The sequence below is a fragment of the Streptomyces sp. NPDC051109 genome (assembly GCF_044455885.1).
Classification (GTDB): domain Bacteria; phylum Actinomycetota; class Actinomycetes; order Streptomycetales; family Streptomycetaceae; genus Streptomyces.
Genome location: NZ_JBITFF010000011.1, coordinates 193,878 through 208,479, shown reverse-complemented (window position 1 = coordinate 208,479; position 14,602 = coordinate 193,878). Strand labels below are relative to the sequence as shown.

15 protein-coding genes, 1 tRNA gene and 1 pseudogene are annotated in these 14,602 nt (G+C 72.2%); 8 read left to right on the top strand and 9 right to left on the bottom strand.

The genetic code is table 11. The annotated features are described in order from the left end of the window. Window positions 1-6: 6 nt before the first annotated feature. The 6 genes and pseudogenes from ACIBAD_RS21835 to ACIBAD_RS21810 all read right to left on the bottom strand — a co-directional run bounded on the left by ACIBAD_RS21835 (window position 7) and on the right by ACIBAD_RS21810 (window position 3,973). Window positions 7-1,077, bottom strand: a complete 1,071-nt coding sequence (locus tag ACIBAD_RS21835; protein ID WP_134074800.1) for a phosphotransferase family protein — start codon at window positions 1,075-1,077, stop codon at window positions 7-9. A gap of 216 nt (window positions 1,078-1,293) precedes the next feature. Then, window positions 1,294-2,204: pseudogene (locus ACIBAD_RS21830) on the bottom strand (MBL fold metallo-hydrolase). 133 nt (window positions 2,205-2,337) lie between these two features. Then, on the bottom strand, window positions 2,338-2,634 hold the full coding sequence (locus ACIBAD_RS21825) for a hypothetical protein (RefSeq protein WP_134074798.1): 297 nt from the start codon (window positions 2,632-2,634) through the stop codon (window positions 2,338-2,340). Between the two features lie 83 nt (window positions 2,635-2,717). Beyond that, a complete protein-coding gene (locus tag ACIBAD_RS21820; protein ID WP_134074797.1) occupies window positions 2,718-3,038 on the bottom strand; it encodes a DUF202 domain-containing protein in 321 nt (106 codons plus the stop codon). Beyond that, a complete protein-coding gene (locus ACIBAD_RS21815) occupies window positions 3,035-3,433 on the bottom strand; it encodes a DUF202 domain-containing protein (RefSeq protein ID WP_134074796.1) in 399 nt (132 codons plus the stop codon). Before ACIBAD_RS21815 ends, ACIBAD_RS21820 begins: the two co-directional genes overlap by 4 nt. 9 nt (window positions 3,434-3,442) lie before the next feature. Further along, window positions 3,443-3,973, bottom strand: coding sequence for an NUDIX hydrolase (locus ACIBAD_RS21810; RefSeq protein WP_398908084.1), 531 nt, complete (start codon window positions 3,971-3,973; stop codon window positions 3,443-3,445). 76 nt (window positions 3,974-4,049) lie between these two features. Between ACIBAD_RS21810 and ACIBAD_RS21805 the strand changes: the two genes are divergently transcribed. From ACIBAD_RS21805 to ACIBAD_RS21790, 4 genes are all read left to right on the top strand, one after another. Continuing rightward, window positions 4,050-5,705, top strand: a complete 1,656-nt coding sequence (locus ACIBAD_RS21805; RefSeq protein WP_398908083.1) for an FAD-binding dehydrogenase — start codon at window positions 4,050-4,052, stop codon at window positions 5,703-5,705. 327 nt (window positions 5,706-6,032) lie between these two features. Further along, window positions 6,033-6,980, top strand: a complete 948-nt coding sequence (locus ACIBAD_RS21800; protein WP_134074793.1) for a hypothetical protein — start codon at window positions 6,033-6,035, stop codon at window positions 6,978-6,980. A gap of 71 nt (window positions 6,981-7,051) precedes the next feature. Continuing rightward, entirely contained in the window at window positions 7,052-8,596 is a 1,545-nt protein-coding gene (locus ACIBAD_RS21795; RefSeq protein ID WP_134074792.1) for an APC family permease, read from the top strand. 244 nt (window positions 8,597-8,840) lie between these two features. Then, the gene (locus ACIBAD_RS21790) at window positions 8,841-10,277 is read left to right on the top strand and encodes an amino acid permease (protein WP_134074791.1); all 1,437 of its coding nucleotides are present in this window, start codon (window positions 8,841-8,843) and stop codon (window positions 10,275-10,277) included. A 77-nt stretch (window positions 10,278-10,354) separates the two neighbouring features. On the opposite strand, the gene ACIBAD_RS21785 is transcribed toward ACIBAD_RS21790, so the two are convergent. Together ACIBAD_RS21785 and ACIBAD_RS21780 are read right to left on the bottom strand one after the other, a co-directional pair. Further along, window positions 10,355-10,714 (bottom strand): zinc ribbon domain-containing protein YjdM, encoded by a 360-nt coding sequence (locus ACIBAD_RS21785; protein ID WP_398908082.1) that lies wholly within the window; start codon window positions 10,712-10,714, stop codon window positions 10,355-10,357. 73 nt (window positions 10,715-10,787) lie between these two features. Next, window positions 10,788-10,872, bottom strand: a tRNA-Leu gene (locus tag ACIBAD_RS21780). 169 nt (window positions 10,873-11,041) lie between these two features. Here ACIBAD_RS21780 and ACIBAD_RS21775 point away from each other — a divergent pair. The 3 genes from ACIBAD_RS21775 to ACIBAD_RS21765 all read left to right on the top strand — a co-directional run bounded on the left by ACIBAD_RS21775 (window position 11,042) and on the right by ACIBAD_RS21765 (window position 13,602). Next, window positions 11,042-12,367 carry a M20/M25/M40 family metallo-hydrolase gene (locus ACIBAD_RS21775; protein WP_134074790.1) on the top strand — a complete coding sequence of 442 codons (1,326 nt, stop codon included), beginning with the start codon at window positions 11,042-11,044 and terminating at the stop codon, window positions 12,365-12,367. A gap of 130 nt (window positions 12,368-12,497) precedes the next feature. After that, entirely contained in the window at window positions 12,498-12,731 is a 234-nt protein-coding gene (locus ACIBAD_RS21770) for a chaplin (protein WP_134074789.1), read from the top strand. A gap of 97 nt (window positions 12,732-12,828) precedes the next feature. After that, window positions 12,829-13,602 carry a chaplin family protein gene (locus tag ACIBAD_RS21765; protein ID WP_398908080.1) on the top strand — a complete coding sequence of 258 codons (774 nt, stop codon included), beginning with the start codon at window positions 12,829-12,831 and terminating at the stop codon, window positions 13,600-13,602. Between the two features lie 58 nt (window positions 13,603-13,660). Here ACIBAD_RS21765 and ACIBAD_RS21760 read toward each other — a convergent pair whose 3' ends face one another. Further along, entirely contained in the window at window positions 13,661-13,849 is a 189-nt protein-coding gene (locus ACIBAD_RS21760) for a DUF5703 family protein (protein ID WP_030163089.1), read from the bottom strand. Window positions 13,850-13,896: 47 nt separating this feature from the next. On the opposite strand from ACIBAD_RS21760, the gene ACIBAD_RS21755 reads away from it, so the two are divergent. After that, window positions 13,897-14,583, top strand: a complete 687-nt coding sequence (locus ACIBAD_RS21755; RefSeq protein WP_134074788.1) for a hypothetical protein — start codon at window positions 13,897-13,899, stop codon at window positions 14,581-14,583. Window positions 14,584-14,602 lie beyond the last annotated feature (19 nt).

Sequence of the window (14,602 nt, the reverse complement as noted above, 5' to 3'; positions counted from 1 at the left end):
TGTGTCTCAGCCTTCCTGGCCGGTCGGGAACGTACGGGGGGCCTGGAGGGTGGTCAGGCCGTGCTCGATGAAGACCGGGACCAGATCGCCGATCCGGTCGAAGCCCGCGCCCACCGTCTGCCCCAGCGTGTAGCGGTAGTGGATGCCTTCGAGGATCACCGCGAGCTTGAACCAGGCGAAGGCGGTGTACCAGGAGATCGCGCCGGTGTCCCGGCCGGAGCGGGCGGCGTACCGCTCGATGAGCTCGGCCGGCGCCGGGTGGCCGGGCGCGCCGCTCGTCGTGCTGACCGGGGAATCCGTCAGCCCCAGGTCCGAGCTGTACATCACCAGCAGTCCGAGGTCGGTCAGCGGATCGCCGAGCGTGGACATCTCCCAGTCCAGCACCGCCCGGATCGTGTCGTCCGGACCGCCGATCAGCACGTTGTCCAGCCGGAAGTCCCCGTGCACCACGGTCGGGGCGGGGGAGGCGGGCAGGGAGCGGCCGAGCGCGGCGTGCAGCTCGGCGATGCCCGCGAGCTCGCGCCCCCGGGAGGAGTCGAGCTGCTTGCCCCAGCGCCGCAGCTGGCGGTCGAGGAACCCCTCGGGCCGGCCGAAGTCGCCCAGCCCCACCGCCTGCGGATCCACCGCGTGCAGGTCGACCAGGGTGTCGACCAGGCCCAGTACCGCCTGCCGGGTGCGTTCGGGGCCGAGCTCCGCGAGCTGGTCGGCGCTCCGGTACGGGACCCCGTCCACGTACTCCATCACGTAGAACGGCGCCCCGAGGACCGACTCGTCCTCGCACAGGAGCACCGGCTCGGGCACCGGCACGGCCGTGCCGTGCAGCGCCCGGATGACCCGGTGCTCTCGCTTCATGTCGTGGGCCGTGGCCAGGACGTGGCCGAGCGGCGGACGGCGCACCACCCAGCGGCCGGTCCCGTCGGTGATCTCGTACGTGAGGTTCGACCGGCCTCCTTCGATCAGCCGGCCGCGCAGCGCCCCGGCCACGAGCCCGGGCCGCGCCCGGTCGAGATGGCCGCGCAGCCGCTCCAGGTCGAGGCCCCGGGGGCCGGCCGAAGCGGACTCTGACGCTGAGGTCATGGTGCGCACCTCCGTACGGAGTGGACGAGACGGAACAGACGAGTGACATCATGCCGACCAGTCGGTATGTCGTCCAGTGCCCAGGCCCGACGAGTACGGGCAGACGAAGTGCTGCCAGCGCGTACGGGCGACCGCGCACGGGCGCACGGGTACGGGCGAACGCGTGCGGGCGAACGCGTGCGGGCCGGAGGGAGCCCCCCGGCCCGCACCGCCGGTTCACGCGTGACAGAGGATCGGCGTCCCGCCGTTCATCACGGTCATGTCCTGCAGCACCGCCAGTATGTCGAGCGGCGCCCCCTCCGGTTCCCCGGCCAGCTCCGCGTACGCCCGGTGCAGGTTCGCCACCAGCCGCTCGCTCTCCCGCCAGGCGGCGAACTCGCCGAGGTCGGCCTTCCGCGCCGCCTCCAGCGGGGTCAGCCCCTCGGCCCTGCCCTCCCGGGCCAGCTCGGCCACGTATCGCAGATAGCGCTCGGTGGCCCCGTACGCGGACGGGTCGGTCAGCGGCCCGTGGCCCGGTACGAGGTCTCCGCGCCCAGTGAGCGCAGCAGCTCCAGCGCCCGCAGCGAACCGGCGAGCGAACCCATCGCCAGGAACGGCGTGCCCTCGGCGAAGACCAGGTCGCCGGTGAAGACGATCCGCTGCCGCGGCAGGAACACGATCGAGTCCCCGGTGGTGTGCGCGACGCCCGGGTGGATGACCTGGACCTCCGTCTCACCGAGGTGGAGGGTCATCCGGTCGTTGTACGTGAGGTCCGGCGCGGTGATCTCGACCGAGCCGAAGTCGGTGGCGGGCCAGATCAGCTCCAGCTGGTGCCCGGCCGCGATCTGCTCCGTGCGCGCGTTGTCGTGCCCGAGGACCAGCGCATCGGGGGCGAAGACGGCGTTGCCGTACGTGTGGTCGCCGTGGTGGTGGGTGTTGACCACCGTGCGCGGCAGCGGCACCCCGGCCGCCACGACCGCCTCGCGCAGCGCCAGGGCCCGCCGCTCGGTGGCCGCGGTGTCGATGAGCAGGGTCCGGCCGCCGTCCGTCACGAAGCCGGCGTTGTTCAGGCACCAGCCGCCGTCCGGCTGGACGTAGGCGTAGACCCCGGTCGCGGGCTGGACGAGGTACGGCTCTTCGGCGGTCATGAGTGCTCTCCCCGGGTCGCTCTGACAAGCGGTCAGCATCCTGCCAGTCGCGGCGGCGCCGGGGGAGGGCGGGGTCGGCCGACCGGCCCGGGGGGTCAGCCGGTCGGCCGACCGGCGGCGGGTGCGGCGACGGTCAGTGGTCGTCGTAGTGGCCGTCGTGCTCGGCGTGCCGGTGCCCGTCGTGCACGTAGTCCACGTGGTCGCCGTGCTGCACCGCCTCGTGCCCGCAGGCCGGCCCGTGGGCGTGGTCGTGGTCCTCGTGGGCGGCGTGCCCCGCGGGCTCGCACTCGTCCCAGTGCCCCGCGTGCTCGCGGTGCAGGTGGCCGTCGTGCGCGTAGTCGACGTGGTCCCCGTGGGGCAGCTCGGTGTGGCCGCAGTCGGGGCCGTGGGCGTGTGCGTGCGTGGGGTGTTCCCGGTGCATGGTCGTCATGGCGCCGAGGCTAGTGCGGAACATCCCTTATCGCCTGTTGTGTCCCGATCGGCGCGCACAAGCCGGATCATCCGATCAGCACCTCAGAAGATGACCGCCACCGCGAACACCGACAGGGCCACCGTGCACGCCACCGCCGCCAGCGCCGACCGCGGAGCGAGCCCCGGCGGCCGGGCCGCCGACAGCTGCCGCACCCGCCGGTGCGCGATCCCCAGGAAAGCCAGCCAGATCAGCGCGATCACCGCGGCCCCGACCACCTCCACCGGCGAGCCCGACCCGCGCAGCGCCGTCCGCAGCGCCAGCACCGCCGTCACCGAGCACGCCAGCGTCGTACGCCGCCACGCGAGCCGGGTCCGCTCGGGCTGCAGCCCCGCGTCGCGCCCCGCCCCACCCGAGGCCGTCACCGCCCGCTCGTCCAGCCCATCAGCACCACCAGCATCATCGACACCGCGACCAGCCCCACCCCCAGGCTCAGCACCACCGGGAACCGGGAGACCGGCAGGTCCTCGCCCCGCCGCATCGCCCGCTCGCACCGCACCCAGTGGTTCACCGCCCGCAGCGCACAGGCGGCGCCCACCGCCAGCAGCGCGAGGGACACCCCGACCCGCACCCCCCAGCGCAGGTCCGGCAGGAACTGGTCCACCGCGAACCCGCCGCCCACCAGGGCGAGGGCGGTGCGGATCCAGGCCAGGAAGGTCCGCTCGTTGGCCAGCGAGAACCGGTAGTCGGGGGTCTCGCCCTCGTCCCTCACCCGCTGCGGCGCGAACCAGAGGCGCACGTCCTTGACGAAGTCGATCACCTGGTCAATCTACTGGCGGGACTCCCGGTGCGCGCGCAGCCGCCGGTACGCCTCCAGCCCGTCCGGCACCCATTCCCACTCCCCGTCCGCGACCCGCCCCGCCAGCTCCTCCTCGGAGAGCCACGCGTGCCAGGCCACCTCCGACTCCTGCGGCCGTACCGGCAGCTCGCACCGCACCTCGTGCACGTACGACCACCAGGACCCGCCCGGCCCCTCGTACAGGAACTTGAACAGCGGCACCGGCTGCGCCAGCCCGGCCACGCCCAGCTCCTCCTCGGCCTCCCGCAGCGCGGCCCCGGCGTAGCTCTCGCCGGCGCCCACCACCCCGCCCACGAACATGTCGTAGGCGGACGGGAAGACCAGCTTCGCCGCCGTCCGCCGGTGCACGAAGATCCGCCCCCGCGCGTCCCTGGCCTGCACGAACACGCACCGGTGGAGCAGCCCGCCCGCGTACACCTCGCCCCGCGGCGCCCGCCCGGTCACCCGGTCGTCCCGGTCCACCACGTCCAGTACTTCGTCAGCAGCACTCACACGGCTCATCCAACCACCGCTGTTGACTGGTTACCGCTCCGTAGCCAAGGATCTGCCCCACCACCGACCGGAGGACGGGTTCGCAATGACGTACGACGCAGACGTGATCGTGATCGGGGCGGGGCTCGCCGGCCTCGCGGCCACCGCCGAGCTCGTCGACGCGGGCCGCAAAGTCATCCTGCTCGACCAGGAGCCCGAACAGTCGATCGGCGGCCAGGCGCACTGGTCCTTCGGCGGGCTGTTCTTCGTCGACTCGCCCGAACAGCGGCGGATGCGGATCAAGGACAGCCGTGAACTCGCCCTCCAGGACTGGCGCGGCACCGCCGGTTTCGACCGCGAGGAGGACGCCTGGCCGCGCCGTTGGGCCGAGGCGTACGTCGACTTCGCGGCCGGCGAGAAGCGGCCCTGGCTGCACGCCCAGGGCGTCCGCTTCTTCCCGGTGGTCGGCTGGGCCGAACGCGGCGGGTACGACGCGAACGGCCACGGCAACTCCGTCCCCCGCTTCCACATCACCTGGGGCACCGGACCGGGCCTCGTCGCCCCCTTCGAGCGGCGGGTCCGCGCCGGGGTGGCCCGCGGGCTGGTCCAGCTCCGCTTCCGCCACCGGGTCACCGGGCTCGCCCGGACGGCCGGCGCCCTGGACACCGTGACGGGCGAGGTCCTGGAGCCCTCCGACGCCGTACGGGGTACCGCGAGCGGCCGCGAGAGCGCCGGGGCCTTCTCCCTCCGGGCCCAGGCGGTGATCGTGGCCAGCGGCGGCATCGGCGGCAACCACGACCTCGTGCGCGAGCAGTGGCCGGCCCGGCTCGGCACCCCGCCGCAGCGGATGCTCTCCGGGGTCCCGGCGCACGTGGACGGCCTGATGCTCGGCATCGCGGAGGAGGCCGGGGCCAGCCACATCAACAAGGACCGCATGTGGCACTACACCGAGGGCATCGAGAACTGGAACCCGATCTGGGCCAGGCACGGCATCCGCATCCTGCCGGGCCCGTCCTCGCTCTGGCTGGACGCCACCGGCAAGCGGCTGCCCGTACCGCTCTTCCCCGGGTTCGACACCCTCGGCACCCTCGACCACATCATGAAGACCGGCCACGACCACACCTGGTTCGTCCTCAACCAGCGCATCATCGGCAAGGAGTTCGGCCTCTCGGGCTCCGAACAGAACCCGGACCTGACCGGCAAGTCGGTCCGCGACGTCATCGACCGGGCGCGGCAGGCCGTACCGGGGCCGGTGAAGGCCTTCATGGAGCACGGCGCGGACTTCGTCGTCGAACGCGACCTCGCCTCGCTGGTGCGCGGTATGAACGCGGTCACCAAGGAGGACCTGCTCGACGAGGAGACCGTCCGCCGGGAGGTCGTGGCCCGGGACCGTGAGATCGCCAACCCCTTCACCAAGGACCTCCAGGTGACGGCCATCCACGGAGCCCGCAAGTACCTCGGCGACAAGCTGATCCGCACCGCCGCCCCGCACCGGATCCTCGACCCGAAGGCGGGCCCGCTGATCGCCGTACGGCTCTCCATCCTGACCCGCAAGTCCCTGGGCGGCCTGGAGACCGACCTGTCCTCCCGCGTCCTCACCGGGTCCGGCGAGCCGCTGCCCGGCCTGTACGCGGCGGGCGAGGCGGCCGGCTTCGGCGGCGGCGGCGTCCACGGCTACCGAGCCCTGGAGGGCACCTTCCTCGGCGGCTGCATCTTCTCGGGCCGCGCGGCGGGCCGCGCCGCGGCCGCGGCGGTGGGCTAGGGGGAGTCCGCACCGTCCTGCCCGGCCCGCGCCGGTGCCCCCGCGTGGAGCGCGCCGTTCGGCCACGGGCGCCCACCCCTCGCCCGGCACCGGCAGGGGGGCGCCCGCGCCCCCGTACCCGGCCGGCAACCCCGTCGTCGAGGTCATCGCCGCGGTCGGAAGCCGCGAACGGGTGGAAACGCGCCAACTGTCCGTGCGTCCGCACCAGTTGAAACACGCCACGCAGTGGACTGGACCTTGACTCGGAGCTGTGCCTACCGCTTTGCTGTGCGTGATCATCCAGCCAAACCGTCCGCCCGCGCCCGTGTTCTGGAGGGAAACCCGCGGATGTCCCCGCCTCCGCCGCCCCTCGGCCGCGCCCGCAAGCGGGACGCCCAGCTCTTCGACCCGGCTCTGTGCGACACGGAACTGGTCGACGTGCGCGCCCAGTTCACCCAGGGCCGCTGGGCCAAGGCCCGCTCCCTCCTCGTCGCCACCGGCGACGACTGGGACCGCCGCGGCCACCGCCTCGTCGTCCTCGCCGAGACCCCGGCCGCCACCGCCTGGGCCCGCGAATGGCTGCTCGCCGAACCGGAGAGCCCCGACGCCGCCACCCTCCTCGCCTGCGCCGCCGTCTTCACCGCCCTGCGCCGCAAGGGCACGCCCGAGGCCGCCGAGGAGGCCTGCCGTCGGGCCGCCGCCCTGCTCCCCGCCGACCCCACCCCCTGGCTGGGGCTGCTCATGCTCACCCGCGCCTTCGGCACCGAGGAGGAGTTCAGCCGCCACTTCGACCAGGTCCGGGCCCGCCACCGCGAGCACCACCACGCCCACCACCTGATGGTCGCCAAGCTGGCCGAGCACACCCCCGCCTCCGGCCACGACCCGCTCCACGAGGTCTACGACTTCGCCGCCTGGGCCGCCGAGGAGTCCCCGGCCGACTCCCCGCTCGCGGTCCTGCCGGTCATCGCACACGCCGAGCGCTACCGGGTGCTCGCCGCCACCCAGGGCCGCACCCCCGACGGGGCCGCCGCCCACTGGTCGAGCCGCCGCGCCCGCCAGGTCCTGCGCTCCGCCTTCGACTGGTGGCTTGAGTGGGAACGCGAGGACCACCCCCGCAACCGGGTCGACCTCAACTTCCTGGCCCACGCCAAGCTCTGCGAGGGCCGCCCCGCCGAGGCCGCCGCCCTCTTCCACCGCATCGGCAGCCACGCCACGCCCGCCCCCTGGTCCTATCCCGACCTCGACCCGCACAAGGCCTTCCTCGCCGCCCGCAGCGCCGCGCTCGGCACGGCCTGACGCGGCGGGGCCGCACGGCACCCCCGCTCCGTACGACCTTCCCCCGACCTTCCCCGAAAGGACACCCCGCCATGGCGACGGGCAGATCCACCACGCTCAGCACCGCGCCCGAGATCCGCACCTACAAGGGCCAGGACCGCGCCCTGCGCGCCGACCGCCTCGGCACCGCCGGACTGCTGCTCTCCGTACTCGCGGCCAGCGCGCCCCTGATGGTGGTCGCCGGCGTGATGCCCACCACCTTCGGCGTCATGGGCATCGTCGGCCAGCCCCTGCTGTTCGTGATCCTCGGCGTGGTGCTCGCGCTCTTCAGCATCGGCTACGCCGAGATGAGCCGGCACGTCCACAACGCCGGCGCCTTCTACGCGTACATCGCCCGCGGCCTCGGCCCCACCGCGGGCGCGGGCGCCTCCTTCGTCGCCCTCGTCGCGTACAGCGCCATGCAGGTCGGCGTCTACGGCATCCTCGGCTTCGAGATCTCCGGCCTCTTCGCCACGTACCTGCACACCGACCTCGCCTGGTGGATACCCGCCCTGGCGGCCGTCGCCCTCACCGGCGCGCTCGGCTGGCTCAAGATCGACCTCAACGCCAAGGTCCTCGGCGTCCTCCTCCTCATCGAGGTCGTCCTCGTCGTCATCTTCGACATCGCGGCGCTCGGCAAGCCCGGCGCCGAAGGCGTCTCGCTGCAGGCCTTCAACCCCGAGACCCTGAGCGGTCCCGGCCTCGGCACCGCCCTGTGCTTCTGCATCGCCGCCTTCGTCGGCTTCGAGCAGTCCCCGGTCTACGCAGAGGAGACGAGCAAGCCCCACATCGTCGTCTCCCGCGTGATGTTCCTGGCCGTGGGCTTCGTCGCCCTCTTCTTCGCGTTCAGCGCCTGGGCCCTCACCGTGGCCACCGGCCCCGCCGAGGTGGTCAAGACCTCCGCGGAAGCCGGCCCCGGCCTCCTCTTCCAGCTCACCGAGGGCCGCCTGGGCACCACCTTCACCGACGTCCTGCACGTCCTCTTCGTGACCGGCATGTTCGCCGCCATGCTCAGCTTCCACAACGTGGTGGCCCGCTACGCCTTCGCCATGGGCCGCGAGGGCCTGCTCCCGGCCGCATTCGGCCGGACCAGCGCGGGCACCGGCGCCCCCGCCACCGGCTCGCTCCTCCAGACCGTCATCTCCACCCTCGTCGTCCTCGCCTTCGCCCTCACGGACGACGAGCCGGCGGCGGACCCCACCACGCCCGTCCTGCACCTGTTCACCTGGATGGGCAACGTGGGAGCCCTCGGCGTCACCCTCCTCATGGCGGCCGCCTCCTTCGCCGTCATCGCCTTCTTCGTCCGCCGCGGCACCGCCGGCGCCCAGGTGTGGCGGCTCGTCGCGGCGGGCGCCGCCGGGATCGCCCTGCTCGGCATCGCCGTCTTCACGCTGAAGGACTTCGACGTCCTGGTCGGTGCCGAGAAGGGCTCCGCACTCAGCTGGGTCCTGCCCGGGATCATCGGCGCCGCCGCCGTCGGCGGGCTGCTGTACGGGGCCGTCCTGCGCAGCCGCCGACCCGAGGTGCACGCCCGCATCGGCCTCGGGAACGAGGCCTTCCGCCTCGACCAGGCGGCGGAGGCCGTCCCCCGCGACTGACCGCGGCGGCCGACCCCCACGAAAAGCCCGCACCGCCTCGCTTTCCACCCCCTACGAAGCCCCCGGCGCCCATTTCCATGGTCGCCGGGGGCTTCTGCGTGGGGAGGCCGGGTTTTGGCCATGGCCAGGGCTCATGGTCTCCTGGGGCGACAAAAACCACCGGACCCCCGCACAGGTGACACCACCCAGCTCCCCTGCACGGCGGTCCGGGCCTGCCGTCCCACCCACGAAGGCGAAGTCCTACATGAGTGACCGCACCTTGACCGAGGCCCCCGCCCCGGCGTCCTCCCGCCACGTCGACGCCGGTGACGAGGGCTACAGCAAGGACCTCAAGTCCCGCCACATCAACATGATCGCGATCGGCGGGGCGATAGGCACCGGCCTGTTCCTCGGCGCCGGCGGCCGGCTCGCCAACGCGGGCCCCTCCCTCGCGATCGCCTACGCGGTGTGCGGCATCTTCGCCTTCTTCGTCGTCCGCGCCCTGGGCGAGCTCGTGCTCTACCGGCCCTCCTCCGGCGCGTTCGTCTCCTACGCGCGCGAGTTCATGGGGGAGAAGGGCGCCTACACGGCCGGCTGGCTGTACTTCCTGAACTGGTCCACGACCACCGTGGCCGACATCACCGCCGCCGCGACCTACGCCCACTTCTGGTCCATGTTCACCAGCGTTCCCCAGTGGATCCTGGCCCTGATCGCCCTCGCCGTGGTCCTCACCGCGAACCTGATCTCGGTGAAGTACTTCGGCGAGATGGAGTTCTGGTTCTCCCTCGTCAAGGTCGCCGCCCTGGGCGTCTTCCTGCTCGTCGGCATCTACCTGGTCGCCACCAGCCACGACATCGGCGGCCACACCCCGGGCCTCTCCTCGATCACCGACAACGGCGGCATCTTCCCGTCCGGCATGCTCCCGATGCTCCTGCTGCTGCAGGGCGTCGTCTTCGCGTACGCCTCCGTCGAGCTGTGCGGAGTCGCCGCGGGCGAGACCGAGAACCCCGAGAAGATCATGCCGAAGGCGATCAACTCGATCATGTGGCGCGTCGGCCTCTTCTACGTCGGCTCGGTGATCCTGCTCGCGCTGCTGCTCCCGTACACCTCGTACTCCTCCGACCAGAGCCCCTTCGTCACCGTCTTCGACAAGCTGGGCATCCCCGGCGCCGCCGGCGTCATGAACCTGGTCGTCCTGACCGCGGCGCTCTCCAGCCTGAACTCCGGGCTCTACTCCACCGGCCGCATCCTGCGCTCGATGGCCATGTCCGGCTCCGCGCCGAAGTTCACCGCCCGCATGAACAAGGGCAAGGTCCCCTACGGCGGCGTGCTCTTCACGGCCGCCTTCGGCCTCGCCGGCGTCGGCCTGAACTACCTGATGCCGAAGGACGCCTTCGAGCTCGTCCTGAACTTCGCCTCGCTGGGCATCCTCGGCACCTGGGGCATGGTCATGATCTGCTCGCTCTTCTTCTGGCGCCGCGCGCAGGAGGGCAGCCTGGAGCGCCCCTCCTACCGCCTGCCCTGGGCGCCGTACACGCAGATCGTCACGCTGGTGTTCCTGGTCGCCGTGCTGGTCCTGATGTGGTGCGACGGCGGCGTCGGCCGCACCACCGTCCTGTGCGTCCCCGTCATCGGGGCCGCGCTCGTCGGCGGCTGGTTCCTGGTCCGCCGCCGTGTGGCGGAGATCGCCGCGAACCGCTGACGGCACCCGGCCGCCTGCCGAACACGGAAGGACCCCGCCCTCGGGCGGGGTCCTCCTCGTTGTCCCGGGTCCGTGGATCAGGCCTTCTTGACCACGCTGGACTTCAGCTGCATCGCACCGAAGCCCTCGATCCTGCAGTCGATGTCGTGGCCGTCCACGCCGTCGACGAGCCGGATGTTGCGCACCTTCGTGCCCGCCTTGATCCCGGACGGGCTGCCCTTGACCTTGAGCGCCTTGACCACGGTCACGCTGTCGCCGTCGCAGAGCACATTGCCCACCGCGTCCTTGACGACCTTCTCCCCGGAACCCGCCCCGGTCTGCGCACCGCCCTCGGCGGGAACCCATTCGTGGCCGCACTCGGGGCACACCACGAGGGCGTTCATCTCGTAGGTGTACTCGCAGGAGCATTTCGGGCACGGCGGCAGGTTCTCGATCACGCCTTCAGGGTAGCCCGACGCCGGAAAGGGCCCCGAACGCCGAAAACCCCACCGAAGTGGGGTTCTCGCTCTGTGTCCGAGGGGGGACTTGAACCCCCACGCCCGATAAAGGGCACTAGCACCTCAAGCTAGCGCGTCTGCCATTCCGCCACCCGGACAAGGTGTCTGTCTCGCGTCCCTCGCGGGCCGTTCCGACGTGGAAAACATTACCAAACATTCCGGGGTCCTCGATCACACCCCCCGGCGGCCGAGGATCGCCCTTGGGGAGAGCCGGGCGAGGCGGGAGGATGGGGAGGCAGTCGATGCCGATCAGTGGGAGGAAGCAGCGTGAGCGAGTCGAGCGCGGGCAGGACCGTCTCGGGCGAGGACGAGGTCGTGGACCTCTGCCGGGACCTCATCCGGATCGACACCAGCAACTACGGGGACCACTCCGGTCCCGGGGAGCGCAAGGCGGCCGAGTGGGTCGCGGAGAAGCTCGCCGAGGTCGGGCTGGAGCCGCAGATCTTCGAGTCCCACAAGGGGCGCGCCTCGACCGTCGCGCGCATCGAGGGGGAGGACCCGTCGCGGCCGGCCCTGCTGATCCACGGGCACACCGACGTGGTCCCGGCCAACGCCGCCGACTGGACGTACGACCCCTTCGCGGGCGAGATCGCCGACGGCTGCGTGTGGGGCCGCGGCGCCGTCGACATGAAGGACATGGACGCGATGACGCTGGCCGTCGTACGCGACCGGCTGCGCAGCGGCCGCAAGCCCCCGCGGGACATCGTGCTGGCCTTCCTCGCCGACGAGGAGGCGGGCGGCGTGTTCGGCGCCCGGCACCTCGTGGACAAGCACCCCGGGCTGTTCGACGGGGTCACCGAGGCGATCGGCGAGGTCGGCGGCTTCTCGTTCACCGTCAACGAGAACCTGCGGCTGTACCTGGTGGAGACCGCCCAGAAGGGCATGCACTGGATGCGGCTCACGGTGGAGGGCACCGCGGGCCACGGCTCGATGACGAACAACGACAACGCCATCACGGAGCTGTGCGAGGCCGTGGGCCGGCTCGGCCGCCACCAGTGGCCGGTGAGGGTCACCAAGACCGTCCGGAGCTTCCTGGACGAGCTCTCGGACGCGCTCGGCACCCCGCTGGACCCGGACGACATGGACGCGACCCTGGCCAAGCTCGGCGGCATCGCCAAGATGGTCGGCGCGACCCTGCGGAACTCGGCCGCCCCGACCATGCTCGGCGCCGGATACAAGGTCAACGTCATCCCCGGCCAGGCCACCGCGCACGTCGACGGCCGCTTCCTGCCCGGCTACGAGGACGAGTTCTTCGCCGACCTCGACCGGATCCTCGGGCCGCGCGTGAAGTACGAGGACGTGCACGGGGACAGGGCCCTGGAGACGGACTTCGACGGGAAGCTCGTCGACGCCATGCAGGGCGCCCTGAAGGCCGAGGACCCGATCGCGCGCGCCGTCCCGTACATGCTCTCCGGCGGCACGGACGCGAAGTCCTTCGACGACCTCGGCATCCGCTGCTTCGGCTTCGCCCCCCTGCAGCTGCCGCCGGAGCTGGACTTCGCCGGGATGTTCCACGGAGTGGACGAGCGGGTGCCGGTCGACGGGCTGAAGTTCGGCGTGCGCGTCCTGGACCGATTCATCGACAACTGCTGAGAATCGGGAAGGTGTGCGTTTCTCACTGGGAAGAGTGAATGCACTCATACGCTCGTAGCCCTGGTGATCCCTCCTCGTTACAGGTGGTGCGGTCCGCGGCTGGGACCGCATTGCCAACTAGGAGGAACTCATGCTTAAGAAGGTTGTCGCCGCTGCGGCTGCCACCGGTGGTCTGGTTCTCGCGGGTGCGGGCATCGCCGCCGCCGACGCGGACGCGCAGGGTGCGGCCATCGGCTCCCCGGGCGTCCTGTCCGGGAACGTCGTCCAGGTCCCCGTCCACGTTCCCGTGAACATCTGCGGTAACACGGTCAACGTGGTCGGCCTGCTGAACCCGGCTTTCGGCAACACCTGCGTCAACGCCTGACGTTTCTGAAGTCTTGGGCCCCGGAGCGCATTCCAGCGCTCCGGGGCCGCCGGGCTTTCAAGGCCCGGCTGTTCTTACACCGCAGGGGGACAAACACATGCGACGACAGGCAGCGGTCACCAGGAAGACCCTGATCACCATGGCGGCGGCGGGGGGTGTGCTCGCGCTGGGTGGGGGTTACGCACACGCGGACTCCGGTACCTCCGGCCATGCCGTGAACTCTCCGGGCGTGGCGTCCGGGAACTCCGACCACGTACCCGTGGACGCTCCGGTGAACGTCTGCGGCAACACCGTCTCGGTGGTGGGGCTGCTCAACCCGGCCTTCGGGAACCGGTGTTCCAACGACTCGGCCACGCCGGGCCACCCCGGTCACCCGGGGCACCCGGGCACTCCGGGCCACCCGGGCAACCCCGGCCACCCGGGCGAGCCCGAGGAGCCGGACGAGCCGTGCGACGACGAACCGGACCACCCGGGCCACCCCGGCACCCCGGGCCACCCCGGCACTCCGGGTACGCCCGGCCACCCCGGCCACCCCGGCACTCCGGGTACGCCCGGTCAGCCCGGCCACCCCGGCACGCCCGGCCACCCCGGCACGCCCGGTCACCCCGGCACTCCGGGTACGCCCGGCAATCCCGGCCAGCCGGGCACGCCCGTGACTCCAGCCGTTCCCGGGCTTCCCGGTGGGCCCACCGGGCCCGGTACGGGCGGAGTCACTCCCGTCACCCACCCCGGCCAGGGGATCGCTCCGGCCCAGCAGGCCGGGCTCGCCGCCACCGGCGCGGGAGACGTCCTCGGCGTGGGGCTTCCGCTCGCCGCCGGCACGCTGCTGGCCGGCGCCGTGCTCTACCGGCGCGCCCGCAGCGCGGCCTGACGGGCCGCGGCCGTCACGGCGCGGGCCCCGGACCGGGGCCCGCGCCACCCGTCCCGTCTCACCAGGTGGCGCGGACCTGACGGATGATCCTCCGGCGCAGCCGTACCCGGCGACTGCCGTCCCGGAGCAGGGTGAGGCGGTCGAGTTCCCAGTTCCCGTACTCGGCATGGTCGGTGAGCAGGCGGGTCGCCTCCTTGCGGGGCACACCGCGCGGCACGTACACGTCGACAAATTCGTATTCCGGCATCGCATCTATTGTGCGGGCAGAGCCCTGCTACGGATAGCGTCTGCACTATGTCTGATGCCGCTCTGCCCAGTGTTGCCGAGGTACGCGCCGCCGCCGAGGCGGTCAAGGCCGCGCTCGACCGCCACCTCGCCGCGGTCGAGAGCAGGATCGGGGACGAGGACCCGGCCGTCTACACCGCCTTCAACGAACTCGCCGCCGCCGCTGAGGAGTACGACGAACTCCTTTACGACCGCTACGACGAGGTCACCCCGTTCGAGATCCCCACGCCCGAGGACGGCGTCCCGTACACCGGGCCGGCCGAGCCCGCAGCCTTCAGCGTGCTCATCCGCCGTGACTACGCCGTCGTGGAACCGCCGCGGCTGATCGCCCAGGCCGAGCGCGTCGCCGCGCACGACCGGGAGGCCGAGCTCGCCTTCGACGGCGGCACCGCGGGTGCGCTGGGCGTGCTCTTCGGGGAGTACGAGCCCGACGAGATCGCTTCCCGCTACAAGGAGTTCGGCCTGGAGGAGGGGGACTCCACGCTCTGGATCGCGGCCTCGGAGGAGGTGGCGGAACCGGGGGAGTGGCTGGGCTCGCCCTTCGGGCACACCGATCCGCAGGACGTACTGCACCGCTTCGACGTCAGCTCCGTCTTCGACGAGGAGGCCGACGATTTCGATGAGGACGAGGACGAGGACGAGGAAGGCGCGGCCGCGGGCGGCCAGGCGGCCCGGCCCGGCCTGACCCCGGCCTGATCCCGGTCCGCGCACACGA

Bases quoted from the DNA above. Each gene is read 5' to 3' on its own strand.
- ACIBAD_RS21835 (WP_134074800.1), bottom strand. From the start codon at position 1,077: ATGACCTCAGCGTCAGAGTCCGCTTCGGCCGGCCCCCGGGGCCTCGAC.
- ACIBAD_RS21825 (WP_134074798.1), bottom strand. From the start codon at position 2,634: ATGACGACCATGCACCGGGAACACCCCACGCACGCACACGCCCACGGC.
- ACIBAD_RS21810 (WP_398908084.1), bottom strand. From the start codon at position 3,973: ATGAGCCGTGTGAGTGCTGCTGACGAAGTACTGGACGTGGTGGACCGG.
- ACIBAD_RS21805 (WP_398908083.1), top strand. From the start codon at position 4,050: ATGACGTACGACGCAGACGTGATCGTGATCGGGGCGGGGCTCGCCGGC.
- ACIBAD_RS21800 (WP_134074793.1), top strand. From the start codon at position 6,033: ATGTCCCCGCCTCCGCCGCCCCTCGGCCGCGCCCGCAAGCGGGACGCC.
- ACIBAD_RS21795 (WP_134074792.1), top strand. From the start codon at position 7,052: ATGGCGACGGGCAGATCCACCACGCTCAGCACCGCGCCCGAGATCCGC.
- ACIBAD_RS21790 (WP_134074791.1), top strand. From the start codon at position 8,841: ATGAGTGACCGCACCTTGACCGAGGCCCCCGCCCCGGCGTCCTCCCGC.
- ACIBAD_RS21770 (WP_134074789.1), top strand. From the start codon at position 12,498: ATGCTTAAGAAGGTTGTCGCCGCTGCGGCTGCCACCGGTGGTCTGGTT.
- ACIBAD_RS21765 (WP_398908080.1), top strand. From the start codon at position 12,829: ATGCGACGACAGGCAGCGGTCACCAGGAAGACCCTGATCACCATGGCG.
- ACIBAD_RS21760 (WP_030163089.1), bottom strand. From the start codon at position 13,849: ATGCCGGAATACGAATTTGTCGACGTGTACGTGCCGCGCGGTGTGCCC.
- ACIBAD_RS21755 (WP_134074788.1), top strand. From the start codon at position 13,897: ATGTCTGATGCCGCTCTGCCCAGTGTTGCCGAGGTACGCGCCGCCGCC.